Source organism: Pseudomonas fildesensis, assembly GCF_001050345.1.
Classification (GTDB): Bacteria; Pseudomonadota; Gammaproteobacteria; order Pseudomonadales; family Pseudomonadaceae; genus Aquipseudomonas; species Aquipseudomonas fildesensis.
On the sequence record NZ_LFMW01000005.1, the window covers coordinates 55,795 to 71,978 of the forward strand.

Here is a 16,184-nt window from a genome sequence, read left to right on the forward strand (position 1 = left end):
CCGCGTGGGGTATCCCGTGACGCTCCGCGTCACCCGTGCGCAGGGCTTGAACCGTTCGCCAAAGGGCAGGACGCGGAGCGTTCCAGGCGGCATTCCCACGCAGAGCGTGGGAACGATCAGGTTACGCAGTTACAATGCCGCTCCCCCAAGGAGCCCGCATGTCCATCTTGCTCACCGACTGGCGCCACCGTCCCACCCACCGCCGCGTCTGGGCCCTGGCCGCGCCGATGATCCTGTCGAATATCTCGGTGCCGTTGGTGGCCCTGGTCGACAGCATGGTCATCGGCCACCTGCCCCACGCCCACCAACTGGGCGCCGTGGCGGTCGGGGCCAGTCTGTATACCTTTCTCGCCTGGGCCATGGGCTTTTTGCGCATGGGCTCCACCGGTTTCGCCGCCCAGGCCGCCGGGCGCAATGATGGGGCCGCGCTCCGACAAATCCTGCTGCAAGGCCTGTTGCTGGCACTGGGCCTGTCCATGCTTTTGGGCACGGTGGGCATCCCCCTGAGCCATCTGGCGCTGGAATGGATGCAACCCTCCCCCGAACTCAATCAACTGACCCAGGCGTTTTTCCACACTCGCTTATTCGGCCTGCCCGCCGCACTGGCCAGCTATGCACTTGTAGGCTGGTTCCTCGGCACCCAAAACGCCCGCGCACCGCTGGCGATTCTGCTGACCACCAACCTGGTCAACATCGCCTTGAACCTGTGGTTCGTCCTCGGACTGGACTGGGGTGTGGTCGGCTCTGCCCGCGCATCCGTGATCGCCGAATGGACCGGCGCCCTGCTCGGCCTGGCCCTCACGCAAAAGGCCCTGCGCGCCTACCCCGGCCATATCGCCTGGGCCGCGCTCAAACTGTGGCAAAGCTGGCGCCCGCTGCTGGCAGTGAACCGCGACATCTTTATCCGCAGCCTCGCGTTGCAGTCGGTGTTTTTCATGATCACCGTGCAAGGCGCGCGGTTGGGCGATGCCACAGTGGCGGCCAACGCGCTGCTGCTTAACGGCCTGTTGCTGACTGCTCACGCACTGGATGGCTTGGCCCACGCGGTCGAAGCCCTGTGCGGCCACGCGATCGGCGCCCATGACCGCCATTCCTTACGCCGCTCACTGGTAGTCGCCGGTGGTTGGTCGCTGATCGCCAGCGTCGGCTTTGCCCTGCTGTTCACCGTTGCCGGCCACCTGTTTATCGCCATGCAGACCGATATCCCCAGCGTGCGCGAAACCGCCGACCTCTACCTGCCCTATCTCGCGGTACTGCCGTTGATTGCGGTGTGGAGTTACCTGCTGGACGGCCTGTTTATCGGCGCCACCCGCGCGCGGGAAATGCGCAATGGGATGTTGCTGACGCTGTTGCTGACACTGCCAATTGCCTGGGCGTTGCAAGGTTTGGGCAACCACGGCCTGTGGCTGACGTTCCTGCTATTCATGGCGTTACGCAGTCTCACGTTGTGGGCCGTCGCCTGGCGTATTAGCAAGCAGGACCGCTGGCTCAGCCAACCCTGAAAGCGCTCGTCGTGATTAGATTATTACAAACCAGTTTGGCTTTTTTCGGGATTCAAACCACAGAGCATTTATACCTCTGTGGTTAAACAGCGTCCTTCAAATAAAGTTGATCTGTGAATGAACATACTCCCGACTCCCTCAACATCCCCCCTCCTTTCTCCATCCACCCACTTACCGGCAGAACCGGATGGCACCCGGCATTACAGCGTTTTAGTCGATGACGGAAACGCCAAGATCCAACACATTTCAACCTATAAAACAGATCATCAAGGAAAGCGGGGCCTGGATGTCAGTAGAGTCCTGATTACCACTACCGACCAGGCTGACAAGGTCAGTATTACCGTTGGCGCAGACAACCTGCTCAACGCGCATATCAATGGCAGAGACTACAAACTCCCACTGACTGCGAACAACGATGCGCACTCGCTGAGAATCAAAACCGAGGGAGGAAATGATCGTATTACCGTCGACGAGCACATCAACATCGAAATGCATCTACACGGTGGCGATGGCGACGACTTTATCGCGGCGAACGGACGACTGGGTACGGTCACCGGAGACAAAGGGAACGACTACATACGCCTGGGCACCGGGGAGATGGTGGCCTTTGGCGGTGATGGCCACGATACAATGATCGCAGGTACCGGCAACGCCTTGTTATCGGGCGGCAAAGGCAACGACACGTTATACGCTGGCTACCCCTCGCAGAAAACCGACCTGCGCCAGGTTTACCTCAATGGCGACCAGGGTGATGACGAACTGTATGCCGGGACGGGCAAAACCATTTCAAATGGCGGACTCGGCAACGATAAGCTCGTGGGCTATCGCCAGACCACTTTCTATACCGGTGCGGGCCAGGATTCGGTCCACTCTTATGACACTCAGGATCGGATCTACGCTAAAAAAACCGATACAGTCCAAAGCCCCGAACAGGTGAAATCGCCCCCTGTCGAATACAGCGGCGCGGGTAAAAAAGGCTTCAAAATAGAAGGCCCCGCAGCATTCACTGAACGGGCAGAGGACTATCTTGAGCAACTCAGAGGGTCGCCGGTCGGACAGCTAATGCTTCAGGAAATGGACCGCCTAGCCGAGGAGAATGGCGGCCCGGTGACCATAACGCCATCTAGTACGATCGCGACGAACTCTTATCGCTTCGCCAATGCCTTCAGAGACAACATACCCGACAGCGAGTATGAAAAATTCAAATACCGGCCTGAACTCGGCTTCATAAAAGATGGCGTTGCCGGGTCACCTGCCACACATGCAGAGATAGGCTTTATTCCCGACTATTTCGAAAAGGCCTTTGCACTATCGCCCTTAGTCGCCCTCTACCATGAGATGAGTCATGCCTATGACGGCGCCACCGGTCGATTCATACCAGGCAATTCGCCGATCTTTAATAAAGATGGAAGCCCGGTCATGGTTGATGGCAAGCAGTTGAGGGTGGAAAACTCCGAATATCAAGCCATGGGGCTTCCAAGCAACAGCCCGCCTTTTGATTTCGACAACGATCCGTCGACACCTCCAACCACCACGAATCCATGGCCATTCACTGAAAACACCCTGCGTGCAGAGATGGGCATACCCCTGCGTGATCGATATGACGAGAAGGAACCCACGCGCATCGTTTAGGACCGGGTTAGAAGCATAGTGACGAGATGTCAGTCTGCAGTGGGCGTAGACCTGATAAAAGCCGTCACCTTGTCCAGTACCGGAGCCAGCCAGCGCAACGGTTTGGCAAAAGACGCAACCAGTGTTACGTGGTTGGTCTTGGTAAAGTAGAACGCTTCAACCGGCACGCGTGCTGCGCGCAACTTGGTCGCCAGCCCGCCAGTATTGCGTGTGGGGTTGACCAGGTTGTCGTCCGTTGAGGCGATCAACAGGCTCGGCGGCGCGTCGGCGCTGACGTGGTTGATCGGCTGGGATTCCGGCGGCGAATTCGGGAAGAAGAACACCGGTTGCACGTCCTTGTTTTCAATCGGCAGGAAGTCATAAGGCCCGGCCAGGCCGATCCAGCCCTTGAGCATTGACGGCGACAAATCAACTGCGTTCAGCCAACGCGCATCCAGTGCCAGCATCGAGGCGTTGTAGGCACCGGAACTGTGGCCCATCAGGTAGAGCTGCCCGGGATCGGCGCCGTATTCGGCGATATGTTGATAGGTCCAGGCAACCGCTTTGGCGTTGTCCTGAAGGAAGAGTGGGTAACGTACTTGCGGGTAGAGCCGGTAATCCGCGATCACTACCACGATGCCGCGTGAGGCCAGGGCCTCGCCGACAAAACCGTACTGGTCCTTTGAGCCGCTGTTCCAGCTGCCGCCATAGAAGAACACCACCACGGGGGCGTTGGGAGAGGCGGTGACGGGGCGGTAGATATCGAGTTTCTGGCGGGGGTCAGTGCCGTAGGCAACCGATGAGGTTTTGCTGAAGGTGTTTGAAGGCGTCAGTGCATTGAGCACTTTGATCGGAGAGCACGCCGCCAGCAGGGCGGCGATTGCCAGGGTGACCGCTTGCAGAAATTTGCTCGACATCGCTCAGCCCTTCTGTAGGAGCGAGGCGGACGGCTAGCCTTGCTCGCGAAAAACCGCCAGGCAACGCGGGCATCCAGATAGCCCGCGTTATCGTTAACGTCCATCGCGAGCAAGGGCTAGCCGCCCGCCTCGCTCCTACAGTTTTACGAGGACAGGTAGGACGAACGGGTCAAGCCCAGACGCAACGCATCCAGGAACTGAGTCCGCTCCGCCGCCGTGATCTTCGCGCTCGCACACTTGTCACGGTAGTGCGTCATCAACTCCTCCGGCGACAAGTGCACGTAGCGCAGCATGTCTTCGATGGTGTCGTGGGTCTCGATGCCGGCGCTGTACACCGAACCGTCTTCACGCTGGTAGATGTTCACCGAGTCGGTGTCACCGAACAGGTTGTGCATGTCGCCGAGGATTTCCTGGTAGGCGCCCACCAGGAAGATGCCCAGCAGGTAGTCTTCGCCGTCGTTCAGGGCGTGCACCGGCAGGCTGGTCTCGATGCTCTGCTCGTCAACGTACTGCTTGATCTTGCCGTCGGAGTCGCAGGTCAGGTCTTGCAGCACGGCGCGGCGCAGCGGCTCTTCGTCGAGACGATGCAGCGGCAGGATCGGCAGCACCTGGCCGATGGCCCAGGTGTCCGGCAGGCTCTGGAACACCGAGAAGTTGCAGATGTACTTGTCGGCCAGCTTGTCGTTGAGTTCGTCCAGCACCTGGCGGTGCGAGCGCTGGCGGGCTTTCAACGAGTTGTGCAGGCGGCGGCACACGGCGAAGTAGCACTGTTCGGCCAGTGCCTTTTCCGCCAGGGTCAGTTTGCCGTCGGCGTACTGGGTGGCCACGTCACTCATGTAGTGCGTGGCGCGCCAGTAGGTTTCGGTGACCATTTCGATGTCGGTCGGGCCCAGCAGGTCCACCAGCCATTGCACGGTTTCCGGCAGGTTTTCCTTGTTCTCGATCACCGGGATTTCGTCGTTGTGTTTCTCGACGTCGGTGACTTGCACCACCAGCATGGCGTGGTGGGCGGTCAGGGAACGGCCGCTTTCGGAGAAGATGTTCGGGTGCGGCAGGCTCTGCGCGTCGCAGAATTCCTTGAGCATGCCCACGACCACGCCGGCGTAGTCGTCCATGTCGTAGTTGATCGAGCTGGCGTTACGCGAGTGAGTCCCGTCGTAGTCCACGCCCAGGCCGCCGCCTACATCGATGTGGTCGACCGGCAGGCCGAGGTTGCGCAATTCGCCGTAGTAACGAATGGCTTCCTTGAACCCGTGCTGGTAGTCGGCCAGGTTGGCGATCTGCGAACCCATGTGGAAGTGCAGCAGACGGATACCCTGGTCCAGGCTGGCAGCGCGGAAGCGCTCGACCACAGACAGCAGTTGCGCCGCCGACAAACCAAACTTGGACTTCTCGCCGCCGGTGTCTGCCCACTTGCTCGATGCCAGGGACGACAGGCGCACGCGCAGGCCGACCTGTGGCTTGACCTTGAGGTTGGCGGCTTCTTCGATCACCAGCTCAACTTCGGACTCTTTCTCGATCACGATAAACACGTTGTGGCCGAGCTTCTGGCCCATCAGCGCCAGGCGGATGAACTCGCGGTCTTTATAACCGTTGCAGACGATGGTGCCGCCCTTCGGTGCCAGGGCGAGCACGGCCAGCAGCTCTGGCTTGGAGCCGGCTTCCAGGCCGATAGAGACGTCCTGGGTGGCGATGATATTTTCGATCACCGCTTCCTGCTGGTTCACCTTGATCGGGTACAGCGCAGTGTATTTGCTCTGGTATTCCAGGCGTTCGATGTTCGCATCGAAGGCACCGGTCAACTGGCGCACGCGGTCTTGCAGGATGTCGGGGAAGCGCACCAGCAGCGGCAGCGACAGGCCGCTTTTGCGCAACTCGTCCACTTGCTCGTACAGGTCGACGGGCGTGCTGTTCGGGCCGTTCGGACGAACTTCAACGCGACCGGCTTCATTGATCGCGAAATACCCGGCCCCCCAATGGCGAATCCCGTAAACACTGCGGCTGTCCGCAACTGTCCATTGGCTGCCATCGTCTTTGCGTGTGCGTCGTACGGACATCGAAGTCCCCTATATAAAGTCGAAGAGCGCCGCACCCTTTTCGTAAGGCTGGCGCAGTCTAAAGAATGAAAATGACGATTTGCCTGTAAGGGAGGTAGACCCCACTCGCAGGACAGAGTTTAGACACAGGTTGGGAAGAGGCTGTCAGCCGCCGGACTTCTTGGCCTTGTAACCAAGCTTGATCAGCTCGGCCAACAGCAGTTCGACATGATCGCCCTGGATTTCGATGACCCCGTCTTTCAACGCGCCACCGGTACCACAGCGCTTTTTCAGCGTGGTGGCTAATTCCCTGAGAGCGTCTTCTGCAAGCGGCGCGCCGGTGATAGTCGTCACCGTCTTGCCACCACGGCCTTTGCTCTCGCGTCGCACGCGGGCAATACCGTCGCCTTCAGGGATCAGGGTCTGTTTGCAGGTGCACGAATCCACGGGCTGACGACAGTCCGGGCAGTGTCGACCTGCGTCGGTGGAAAATACCAGGCCACCAAGGGCGGCGAAGGATGCGGCTTTTTTGGCCACCGGCAATCCTCTTGGGAGGACAAAGACAGATCGGCGCCCGAAGGGGTTAGCCGACCGCGAAGCCCCACTCAGGCAGGGGCAGCGCTACCGACCCGCCAAGGCGGTTCGGGTGAAAAGTCGCGCAGTGTAACCACAAAAAGCCCACTTGCTAAGGGCCAAATGGCGCCAATTTATGCAACTTTAGCGACGTAAGGCCAGATAGCGGCGCAAGCCCTCTTGAGCGTCCGGGCAATAGGGCTTCAGTTCGGCTTCCTGCAGGACAATATCAAGGGGTAAAAAGCGCGCTTCCATGACTTCTTCGGGCTGCAATCGCAGCGGGCCATCCCACACAGCGGAGTAGGATTTGCACCACAGCCGGCTGTCGCCATCTTCGAAGTAGAAATGGTCGTGTTCGGTCAATTCAACACCGCCCACACCCAGCTCTTCTTCCAGCTCGCGGGCTGCCGATAAGGCATAGGACTCACCCGCCGCGACCATCCCGCCCGCCGCCGTGTCCCAGAAACCGGGGTACATGGCTTTGCTCAGGGTGCGCCGGTGCACGCACAACTCACCGGCCGAATTGAACAGGAAGATAAAGGTGCAACGGCCGATCAGGCCACGCTGACGAAGGTCGGACCTGACCCGGTTGCCGAGCAGGTTATCGCGCTCGTCGACCCAGCAGATCAGTTCGGCATCAGAGGCCGCGCGGTGCGCGGCCTCCTGTTGAGAAACGTCCATCATTAACCTTGGTTGAGCAGCTGACGCAAATCGATCACCGCAGCGTTGGCCCGGGAAATGTAGTTGGCCATCACCAGCGAGTGATTCGCCAGTACGCCAAAGCCGCTGCCGTTCAGAATCATCGGGCTCCACACGGGCTCCTGCGAGGCTTCCAGCTCACGAATGATCTGGCGCACGCTGACCGTGGCGTTTTTCTTCGCCAGCACGTCGGCAAAGTCTACTTCAATGGCGCGCAGCAGGTGGGACAAGGCCCACGCCTGGCCACGGGCTTCGTAGAACACGTTGTCGATCTGCATCCATGGGGTTTCCACCACTTCTTCATCGACCTGCGGCACTTCACCCGGCGCCAGAGCTTCGGTTTTCAGTGCGGTGTTGAGTTTGACCCGGCCGACGCTGGCCGACAGGCGCTGCGACAGCGAACCCAAACGGGTGGCGACGTCGCCCAGCCAGTTATTCAGGTTGTCGGCACGCGCATAAAACAATGCGCCACGCTGATTCGGGTCGGAGAGGCGCGCTTCATAGCGGCTCAAGGAATTGATACCGTCCTGGTATTCCGACTCGCTGGACGGCAGCACCCAGCTCTTGTTGTCGAAGTTAAAGCGCGGCTCAGCCTTGGCCAAGTCAGCGTCTTCAGCCGACTGCGACTGGGAGCGAGCGAAGTCTTTACGCAGGGCGCGGGTCAGGTCGCGCACCTGCACCAACACGCCATATTCCCAGCTCGGCATATTGTCCATCCACAGGCCTGGCGGGAAACGGTCGTTGGAAATGTAGCCGCCGGGCTTGTTCAGCAATGTGCCGACCACGGTCTTGAGGGTTTCGACAGTGGTGAAACCCACCACCATCTGCTTGCCTTCTTTCTCGGCGGCAATCTGCGCATTCTGCTGGACCGGAAACAGCGCCGGTTCTTCGCTCCAGTACCAACCCAGGGCACCGGTGACCAACAGGTACAAGCCGAGCACGCTGAGCAGGGCCCGGCTCATCAGCAAGGTACGAAAATAGCTGCGGTTGGCCGACTTGGGCTCAGGGGCGGGGCCTTTGGCACTGCCTGCACGGTTTTTCCAGTCCAGCATGGCGATATCCTTTCAATCACTTGAGTTCATGCACTTCAAAAGGCGGCGTGCGTTCAAACACTCCGACAGCAACCCTACCCCATCGTGCCCGTCAATGCGGGCTTTTAATCAAACTCGCACGCCTGGGGCGATGGGCTATAAAGGATGCACGTTTTTGCACTGCGCGACCAATGGGTCCACAACTGAATATCAGAGACACGCAGTTAATTGACGTATGACACTCATGTAACCGAAAAGAGGTGCTAGCATAGAGCCATCAGTCGACCTCAGCATGCACCCTCACCTAGTAGTCAGGATATGACCGAGCCAGAAGACCCCAGCCGTGAGCGTCTCAAGCAGCATTTTGCCCAGCGGGTAATTCATCAGGCACGTCAAATTCTTGAGATCTGGCAGCGCCTGCAACGCAGCGAATGGTCGAACACCGACCTCTGCGAACTCAGCGAAGCCAACCTGCGCCTGCTGCGCTTTGCCGAGCGTTTCGAACAGCCGGAGCACGGCGAGTTGGCGCAGCACATCGGCGAGTCGCTCAAAGCGGTGGACGAAAATCGCGGCCGCCTGAGCAGCCATTTGATCACCGAACTCAACCGCTTGATGCAGCGCTTGTCCCGCACCGGCCTGCGCCAGGGCGATCAGCTGGAACAAACCTTCCTGCCGCCGCTGCGCAAGCCGATCTACGTGATGCTGGCCGATCACGACCGGGCCGAGCGTCTGGCCAAGCAGCTGGAATTCTTTGGTATGAGCGCCCAGTCGCTGGACAGCGTGGCGGAGTTTCACGCGTCCATGGCCGAGCGCTTGCCGTCGGCCATCGTCATGGACGTGGATTTCTGTGGCGCAGGCCTGGGCCTCAAGCTCGCTGCCGAAGCCCAGGAAGGCCTTGAGCAAAAGCTGCCCCTGCTGTTTTTCAGCCTGCATGAAACCGACACCCCGACCCGACTGGCCGCCGTGCGCGCCGGCGGCCAGGAGTTCCTGACCGGCACGCTGGAAGCGTCGAGCCTGCTGGAAAAGATCGAAGTGCTGACCTGCGTCGCTCAATACGAGCCGTATAAAGTACTGATCATCGACGATTCGCGGGCCCAGGCGCTGCACACCGAGCGGCTGCTCAACAGTGCCGGCATCATCACCCGTACCTTGATCGAGCCGATCCAGGCGATGGCCGAGCTGGCGGATTTCCAGCCCGACCTGATCATACTCGACATGTATATGCCCGCCTGCACCGGTACCGAACTGGCCAAAGTGATCCGCCATAACGACCGTTATGTGAGCGTGCCGATCATTTACCTGTCGGCCGAAGACGATCTGGATAAACAGCTGGACGCCATGAGCGAAGGCGGCGACGACTTCCTCACCAAGCCAATCAAGCCGCGCCACCTGATCACCACCGTGCGCAACCGCGCCGCCCGCGCGCGCAACCTCAAGGCCCGGATGGTGCGCGACAGCCTCACCGGGTTGTACAACCACACCCACATCCTGCAATTGCTCGAAGACTGCAGCTTTCGCGCGCGCCGCGAGAACAAGCCGTTGAGCTTTGCCATGCTCGATATCGACCACTTCAAGCGGGTCAACGACAGCCACGGCCACCCCATGGGCGACCGGGTGATCAAGAGCCTGGCGCTGTTTCTCAAGCAGCGTTTGCGCAAGACCGATTACATCGGTCGTTATGGCGGTGAAGAATTCGCGATTGTGATGCCCGATACCGACCTGGAATCGGCCTGTAAGGTGCTGGATGAAATTCGCGGGCGCTTTGCCGAAATCCACTACCCGGCCCAGCCGCAGGATTTGTGGTGCACCTTCAGCGCCGGGCTGGTGGAGCTGTGCGACGACTCCGACAGCCTGATGATGGCCGCCCAGGCAGACGAAGCGCTGTACCGCGCCAAGCACGACGGACGCAACCGCGTGCAAGCCGCGCGCACATCAAGGCAAAATGCCATCTTTTCACAGGAATCCACCGATTCCGTCATAACCCTGTAACGGAAACGCAATAACTTCAGGCACTTATCTTTGCTGTCGGTTGAAACCACGCATGCGCCTGAAGCTGCTGACCAATCTCAATACCCTACTGCTGGTGGCTGTGTGCCTGGCCCTTGGGGCGACACTTTGGTGGTCGCAACGGGCGCTGGAACGGCCTTATCTGCTGATGGAACGCTACCTTGGCCTGTCGCAGACCTTTCAGAACCAGGCCGCGCGCAACATCGACGACTACCTGGCCAGCGGCGACGCCCTGCGCTTGAGCGCCGCCAGCCAGAGCCTGGAAAGCCTGTTGCAACACCTCGACGAACTGCCGGCAGACCTGGCGCAAAACCTGCGCCCCAGCCTGGCGAACCTGGATGCCTTCAGCAAAACCGACCTGCTGGCCGCCGGCAAACTGGCCGGTGACCCACAAGCGCTATTGCTGCAAGCCGAGCGCGAACTGGGCGCCAACCTGGAGCAATTGAGCCAGTACGCCCTCGGCGTCAACTCGGTTGAAGCCGCGCGCTACCTGCCGCCGCTGCTGGCGGCGTCCCAGCACTTGGGCAAACTATCCCTGGCCCGCGACAAGCTGGTGAGCAGCGGGCGCGCGGAACTGGCGGACGATGTGGAGCGCGAAGTCACCCATATCCGCACCCAGGCTGATCAACTTGAACAACTGCCGTTACTCGGCGTAAAGACCAGCGCCGACTCCAACACCGATGATTTTTCTGCCTTGATGGGCCTGGAAAACACTGAAAAAGCTGAAGCCCAGGACACCGGCGTCGACCTCAAGCGCGAACTCAACAGCCTGCTGACCCGCTACCCCGCCGAGCTCAAGCGCACCCGCGAGCAGATCCAGCAACGCGCCGACCTGGCCGCCGGCACCCACCTGAAAATCGCCGCCGTGCAACAGGCCATCGCCGGCCTGGAGCCGGTGGTGCGCGCCCAACACGCGCTGATCCAGGGCGAAGTGCGCCTGATACAAGGGGTGATGATTGGTCTGATCCTGTTGATCGCGCTGCTGATCGACACCCTGCAACGGAAACTGGCGCGCGTGCTGACCAACCTGGCACCGGCCCTCTCGACCTGGGCCGAAGGCGATTTCAGCCAGCCGATTGCCCTGGGTAAAACCAACCGTGAATTACACGACATCGAAGCCTCTCTGAACCGTTTGCGCGCCTACCTGGTGGACCTGGTCGGCACCATTCGCGGCAATGCCGAAGAAGTCGCCGGCAGCAGCCGCGCCCTGGCCGAGCTGAGCAGCGGCCTGCATGACGGCGCTGAACGCCAGGCCTTGGACACCGCACAAATTCGTGACTCGTTGGGTGAGCTGGAAGCCACCATCCAGCAAGTCGCCGGTGATGCCAGCCAGGCGGCCGGTGCCAGTCGCAGTGCGGGCCAGGCGGTGGAACAAGGCCAGCGCGTGATCGGCTTGAGCCTGACCGGGCTGCATGCCCTCGTGGGCGAAGTGCAGCAGAACGCGCAGATGATCGAAAAACTCGCCGAAGAATCCGCCACCATCGGCGGCGTGCTGACGGTGATCCGCTCGATTGCCGACCAGACCAACTTGCTGGCGCTCAACGCCGCCATCGAAGCCGCGCGTGCCGGTGAAGCCGGGCGCGGGTTTGCCGTGGTCGCCGACGAAGTGCGCTCGTTGGCGCAGCGCACCGCCGGCGCTACCACCGAAATCCAGGGTTTGATCGCCAGCCTGCAAACCGCCGCCCACCAGTCGGTGCAAGGCATGCGCGCGCAGGTCGAACACGCCGAAGCCACCGCCCAGCAAGCCCAGGCGGCCGACGGCGCGCTGGATAAAATCGTCGGGGCGATCCAGACCATTTCCGACACCGCCGTGCGCATCGCCGATGTGACCGCGCAGCAGAGCGGTGCCGTCAGCGAGATTCGCGACAACAGCGAACGGATTCACCAACTGGGTGAGGACAACCTGTTGCGCATTGGCCAGGGGCGTAGCCAAGGCGAACACCTTCTGGTGCTGGGCGGGCAGCTCAACACGGCCGTACAAGCCTTCCGCGTCTAACCGATCTCCCGCCTTGGGACGATCAAATGTGGGAGGGGGCTTGCTCCCGATTGCGGTGGATCAGCCAATAATCCAGGGACTGACACACCGCTGTCGGGAGCAAGCCCCCTCCCACATTTGATCTCCATGGATTTCGAGACCGTATTACCAATGACCGGATTCCGGGCGCCAGTCACAAATTTTGCGCAATCCTCGCTAATCGTGCTGCCTACTGCATAGAACTAGACAGTCACAAAGGCTTTGCGGCATAGTCGCCGGGTTCTGCCGTACCCACATCAATAACAAGGAACAGCCGATGGCGACCTTACTGGTTCTTCACGGACCCAACCTGAACCTGCTCGGCACCCGCGAACCGGGGGTCTACGGGGCAGTCACCCTCGATCAGATCAACCTCGATCTGGAACGACGGGCACGTGAGGCCGGCCACCATTTGCTCTACCTGCAAAGCAATGCCGAGTACGAATTGATTGATCGCATCCATGCCGCGCGCGGCGAAGGTGTGGACTTTATCCTGATCAATCCCGCCGCTTTTACGCACACAAGCGTTGCATTACGTGACGCGCTGCTGGCGGTGAGCATCCCATTCATCGAAGTGCATTTGTCCAACGTGCACAAACGCGAACCTTTCCGCCATCACTCTTACTTCTCCGACGTAGCGGTAGGAGTGATCTGCGGCCTTGGCGCCAGCGGTTACCGACTGGCCCTGGAGGCCGCCCTGGAACAGCTTGAAGAACAGGCCAAGCGCCCCTGACCGACCCTTGGGAGTTGATGATTCATGGATATCCGTAAAGTTAAGAAACTGATCGAACTGCTGGAAGAATCCGGTATCGACGAGCTGGAAATCAAGGAAGGCGAAGAGTCCGTACGGATCAGCCGTCACAGCAAGACCCCGGCCCAACAGTTCTACGCGCCACAGATGCAAGCACCGGCGCCTGCTGCTGCCCCGGCCGCCGCACCTGTTGCTGCTGCCCCAACTGCGCCAGCCGCACCTGTGCTGAACGGTTTCGTGGTCAAGTCGCCAATGGTCGGTACTTTCTACCGCACCCCGGCACCGACCTCGCCAGCGTTCGTTGAAGTGGGCAAGACCGTGAAAGTGGGCGACACCATCTGCATCGTTGAAGCGATGAAAATGATGAACCACATCACGGCCGAAAAAGCCGGCGTCATCGAATCCATCCTGGTAGAAAACGGTCAGCCGGTTGAGTACGACCAGCCGCTGTTCACCATCGTTTGAACCGCGGAGCGCCTTCGATGTTGAAACCTGCGAAGAAACTGCAAAAAGTCCTGATCGCCAACCGCGGCGAAATCGCGCTGCGTATCCTGCGCGCCTGTAAGGAAGAGGGCATCAAGACCGTCGCTGTTTACTCGACGGCCGATACCGAATTGATGCACGTGAAACTGGCGGACGAAAGCCTCTGCATCGGCCCGCCACTGGCCACGGACTCGTACCTGAAAGTCTCGAACATCATCGCCGCGGCAGAAGTGACCGGCGCTGATGGCATCCACCCGGGCTACGGCTTCCTCGCGGAAAACGCCGATTTCGCCGAACAGGTCGAAAAATCCGGGTTTGCCTTCATCGGCCCTAAAGCCGACACCATTCGCCTGATGGGCGACAAGGTATCGGCCAAGGACGCCATGATCGCAGCCGGCGTACCCACCGTTCCCGGCTCCGACGGCCCGCTGCCGGAAGACGAGGCCACCGCTCTGCGCATTGGTCGTGAAGTCGGTTACCCGGTGATCATCAAGGCCGCCGGTGGCGGTGGTGGTCGCGGCATGCGCGTGGTGCACAAGGAAGAAGACCTGATCGAAGCGGCCAAGCAGACGCGCTCCGAAGCGGGTGCCTGGTTCGGCAACCCGATGGTCTACCTGGAAAAGTACCTGACCAACCCACGTCACGTGGAAGTGCAAGTACTGTCCGACGGCCAGGGCCACGCCATCCATCTGGGCGACCGCGATTGCTCGCTGCAACGTCGTCACCAGAAGGTACTGGAAGAAGCTCCGGCACCGGGCCTGGATGAGACCGCTCGCGAGGAAGTACTGGCTCGCTGCGTCAAGGCGTGCATCGACATCAACTACCGTGGCGCAGGCACTTTCGAGTTCCTGTACGAGAACGGCCGCTTCTACTTCATCGAGATGAACACTCGTGTGCAGGTAGAGCACCCGGTTACGGAAATGGTCACCGGTATCGACATCGTCAAGGAGATGCTGAGCATCGCCGCTGGCAATGTGCTGTCGTACACCCAGGACGACGTGAAGATCCACGGCCACTCGCTGGAATGCCGGATCAACGCCGAAGACCCGAAAACCTTTATGCCGAGCCCAGGCCTGGTCAAGCATTTCCATGCTCCAGGCGGCAACGGCGTTCGCGTCGATTCGCACCTGTACAGCGGCTACAAGGTTCCGTCCAACTACGACTCGTTGATCGGCAAGCTGATCACCTGGGGCGCGACCCGCGACGAGGCCATGGCCCGTATGCGCAACGCCCTGGACGAAATCGTGGTCGACGGCATCAAGACCAACATCCCGCTGCATCGGGACCTGGTTGTTGATAAAGGCTTCTGCGAAGGTGGTGTGAATATTCACTACCTGGAACACAAGCTGGCCAACCAGTAAGTGTTTCACCCAACAAAGCCGCCTTCGGGCGGCTTTGTTGTTTGTGGGCCTTCGATTCCGAAACTATGCATAGTTCAAATGTGGGAGGGGGCTTGCTCCCGATTGCGGTGGATCAGTCAACTTATGCATCGACTGAAACCCCGTCATCGGGAGCAAGCCCCTCCCACATTTGGTTCCGTGCACACCCACTACACTGCATATAGTCGGTGGTGTCGTCTTATTACGCGGGGTCGCGTAAACTTGCGCGCTTTCGCAGCTCCACCCCGCTGCACACTCATTTTTTCAAAGGTGCCCGCCATGCCTTGGCTGCAAGTCCGTCTCGCCATCAGCCCAGAACAAGCCGAAACCTACGAAGACGCTTTCCTCGAAGTGGGCGCTGTCTCGGTAACCTTTATGGACGCCGAAGACCAACCGATCTTCGAACCCGAGCTGAACACCACGCCGCTGTGGTCCCACACCCATTTGCTGGCCCTGTTCGAAGACGGCACCGATGCCGCTGCCGTGCTGGCCCATATGGAACTGCTCACCGGCGGCCCGCTGCCCGAGCATCACAGCGAAATCATCGAAGACCAGGACTGGGAACGCAGCTGGATGGACAACTTCCAGCCTATGCGTTTCGGCCAGCGCCTGTGGATCGTACCCAGCTGGCATGCCGCCCCTGAACCAGAGGCAGTGAACCTGCTGCTGGACCCGGGCCTGGCGTTCGGTACCGGCACCCACCCAACCACAGCACTGTGCCTGGAATGGCTGGATGGCCAGGACCTGAAGGACTGCAACGTGCTGGACTTCGGTTGCGGCTCGGGCATTCTGGCGATCGCAGCCCTGCTGCTGGGCGCCAAGGAAGCCGTCGGCACCGATATCGACGTGCAGGCGCTGGAAGCCTCTCGCGATAACGCCGGGCGCAACAACATTCCTGAAGCTAAATTCCCACTGTACTTGCCGGAACAATTGCCCCAGGTGCAGGCCGATGTGTTGGTCGCGAATATTCTGGCAGGGCCGCTGGTTTCCCTGGCGCCGCAGCTTTCGAGCCTGGTCAAGCCGGGTGGCCGCCTGGCGCTGTCGGGCATTCTGGCCGAACAGGGCGAAGACGTTGCCGCCGCTTATGCGCAGGATTTCGAGCTGGACCCGATCGCCAACCGTGACGGCTGGGTGCGCATCAGCGGGCGTCGGCGCTAAAATGAGCGCTTGCCTGAATCGGA

13 protein-coding genes are annotated in these 16,184 nt (G+C 60.3%); 8 read left to right on the forward strand and 5 right to left on the reverse strand.

Going from position 1 to position 16,184, the window contains the following annotated elements; genetic code table 11:
- Positions 1-158: 158 nt before the first annotated feature.
- Together ACR52_RS08830 and ACR52_RS08835 are read left to right on the forward strand one after the other, a co-directional pair.
- Complete coding sequence (locus ACR52_RS08830; protein ID WP_048723096.1) at positions 159-1,502, forward strand: MATE family efflux transporter; 1,344 nt, start codon at positions 159-161, stop codon at positions 1,500-1,502.
- A gap of 117 nt (positions 1,503-1,619) precedes the next feature.
- Positions 1,620-3,134 (forward strand): M91 family zinc metallopeptidase, encoded by a 1,515-nt coding sequence (locus ACR52_RS08835; RefSeq protein ID WP_048723098.1) that lies wholly within the window; start codon positions 1,620-1,622, stop codon positions 3,132-3,134.
- Between the two features lie 29 nt (positions 3,135-3,163).
- Here the strand turns inward: ACR52_RS08835 and ACR52_RS08840 are convergent, their stop codons facing one another.
- The 5 genes from ACR52_RS08840 to ACR52_RS08860 all read right to left on the reverse strand — a co-directional run bounded on the left by ACR52_RS08840 (position 3,164) and on the right by ACR52_RS08860 (position 8,390).
- The gene (locus ACR52_RS08840; RefSeq protein ID WP_048723099.1) at positions 3,164-4,030 is read right to left on the reverse strand and encodes an alpha/beta hydrolase; all 867 of its coding nucleotides are present in this window, start codon (positions 4,028-4,030) and stop codon (positions 3,164-3,166) included.
- A gap of 143 nt (positions 4,031-4,173) precedes the next feature.
- On the reverse strand, positions 4,174-6,087 hold the full coding sequence (gene speA, locus ACR52_RS08845) for an arginine decarboxylase (protein ID WP_048723101.1): 1,914 nt from the start codon (positions 6,085-6,087) through the stop codon (positions 4,174-4,176).
- A 144-nt stretch (positions 6,088-6,231) separates the two neighbouring features.
- On the reverse strand, positions 6,232-6,603 hold the full coding sequence (locus ACR52_RS08850) for a translation initiation factor Sui1 (protein WP_048723103.1): 372 nt from the start codon (positions 6,601-6,603) through the stop codon (positions 6,232-6,234).
- A 180-nt stretch (positions 6,604-6,783) separates the two neighbouring features.
- Positions 6,784-7,320, reverse strand: a complete 537-nt coding sequence (locus ACR52_RS08855; protein WP_048723106.1) for an NUDIX hydrolase — start codon at positions 7,318-7,320, stop codon at positions 6,784-6,786.
- Between the two features lie 2 nt (positions 7,321-7,322).
- A complete protein-coding gene (locus ACR52_RS08860) occupies positions 7,323-8,390 on the reverse strand; it encodes a DUF2333 family protein (RefSeq protein ID WP_048723109.1) in 1,068 nt (355 codons plus the stop codon).
- 297 nt (positions 8,391-8,687) lie between these two features.
- Here ACR52_RS08860 and ACR52_RS08865 point away from each other — a divergent pair, with 297 nt between their 5' ends.
- The 6 genes from ACR52_RS08865 (at position 8,688) to prmA (ending at position 16,161) form a co-directional block, all read left to right on the forward strand.
- Positions 8,688-10,358 (forward strand): response regulator, encoded by a 1,671-nt coding sequence (locus ACR52_RS08865; protein WP_048723110.1) that lies wholly within the window; start codon positions 8,688-8,690, stop codon positions 10,356-10,358.
- A 1,465-nt stretch (positions 10,359-11,823) separates the two neighbouring features.
- The gene (locus tag ACR52_RS31690) at positions 11,824-12,372 is read left to right on the forward strand and encodes a methyl-accepting chemotaxis protein (protein WP_406957168.1); all 549 of its coding nucleotides are present in this window, start codon (positions 11,824-11,826) and stop codon (positions 12,370-12,372) included.
- Between the two features lie 295 nt (positions 12,373-12,667).
- A complete protein-coding gene (aroQ, locus tag ACR52_RS08875; protein WP_003171482.1) occupies positions 12,668-13,123 on the forward strand; it encodes a type II 3-dehydroquinate dehydratase in 456 nt (151 codons plus the stop codon).
- A 24-nt stretch (positions 13,124-13,147) separates the two neighbouring features.
- Positions 13,148-13,606 (forward strand): acetyl-CoA carboxylase biotin carboxyl carrier protein, encoded by a 459-nt coding sequence (gene accB / locus ACR52_RS08880; RefSeq protein ID WP_048723114.1) that lies wholly within the window; start codon positions 13,148-13,150, stop codon positions 13,604-13,606.
- Positions 13,607-13,623: 17 nt separating this feature from the next.
- Positions 13,624-14,985, forward strand: a complete 1,362-nt coding sequence (gene accC / locus ACR52_RS08885) for an acetyl-CoA carboxylase biotin carboxylase subunit (RefSeq protein ID WP_048723116.1) — start codon at positions 13,624-13,626, stop codon at positions 14,983-14,985.
- Positions 14,986-15,282: 297 nt separating this feature from the next.
- Positions 15,283-16,161: a 50S ribosomal protein L11 methyltransferase gene (prmA, locus tag ACR52_RS08890; RefSeq protein WP_048723118.1), complete on the forward strand. Its 879-nt coding sequence runs from the start codon at positions 15,283-15,285 to the stop codon at positions 16,159-16,161.
- Positions 16,162-16,184: the final 23 nt, after the last annotated feature.

Bases quoted from the DNA above. Each gene is read 5' to 3' on its own strand.
- ACR52_RS08835 (WP_048723098.1), top strand. From the start codon at position 1,620: ATGAACATACTCCCGACTCCCTCAACATCCCCCCTCCTTTCTCCATCC.
- prmA (WP_048723118.1), top strand. From the start codon at position 15,283: ATGCCTTGGCTGCAAGTCCGTCTCGCCATCAGCCCAGAACAAGCCGAA.
- aroQ (WP_003171482.1), top strand. From the start codon at position 12,668: ATGGCGACCTTACTGGTTCTTCACGGACCCAACCTGAACCTGCTCGGC.
- accC (WP_048723116.1), top strand. From the start codon at position 13,624: ATGTTGAAACCTGCGAAGAAACTGCAAAAAGTCCTGATCGCCAACCGC.
- ACR52_RS08840 (WP_048723099.1), bottom strand. From the start codon at position 4,030: ATGTCGAGCAAATTTCTGCAAGCGGTCACCCTGGCAATCGCCGCCCTG.
- ACR52_RS08830 (WP_048723096.1), top strand. From the start codon at position 159: ATGTCCATCTTGCTCACCGACTGGCGCCACCGTCCCACCCACCGCCGC.
- ACR52_RS08860 (WP_048723109.1), bottom strand. From the start codon at position 8,390: ATGCTGGACTGGAAAAACCGTGCAGGCAGTGCCAAAGGCCCCGCCCCT.
- ACR52_RS31690 (WP_406957168.1), top strand. From the start codon at position 11,824: ATGATCGAAAAACTCGCCGAAGAATCCGCCACCATCGGCGGCGTGCTG.
- ACR52_RS08855 (WP_048723106.1), bottom strand. From the start codon at position 7,320: ATGGACGTTTCTCAACAGGAGGCCGCGCACCGCGCGGCCTCTGATGCC.
- accB (WP_048723114.1), top strand. From the start codon at position 13,148: ATGGATATCCGTAAAGTTAAGAAACTGATCGAACTGCTGGAAGAATCC.
- speA (WP_048723101.1), bottom strand. From the start codon at position 6,087: ATGTCCGTACGACGCACACGCAAAGACGATGGCAGCCAATGGACAGTT.
- ACR52_RS08865 (WP_048723110.1), top strand. From the start codon at position 8,688: ATGACCGAGCCAGAAGACCCCAGCCGTGAGCGTCTCAAGCAGCATTTT.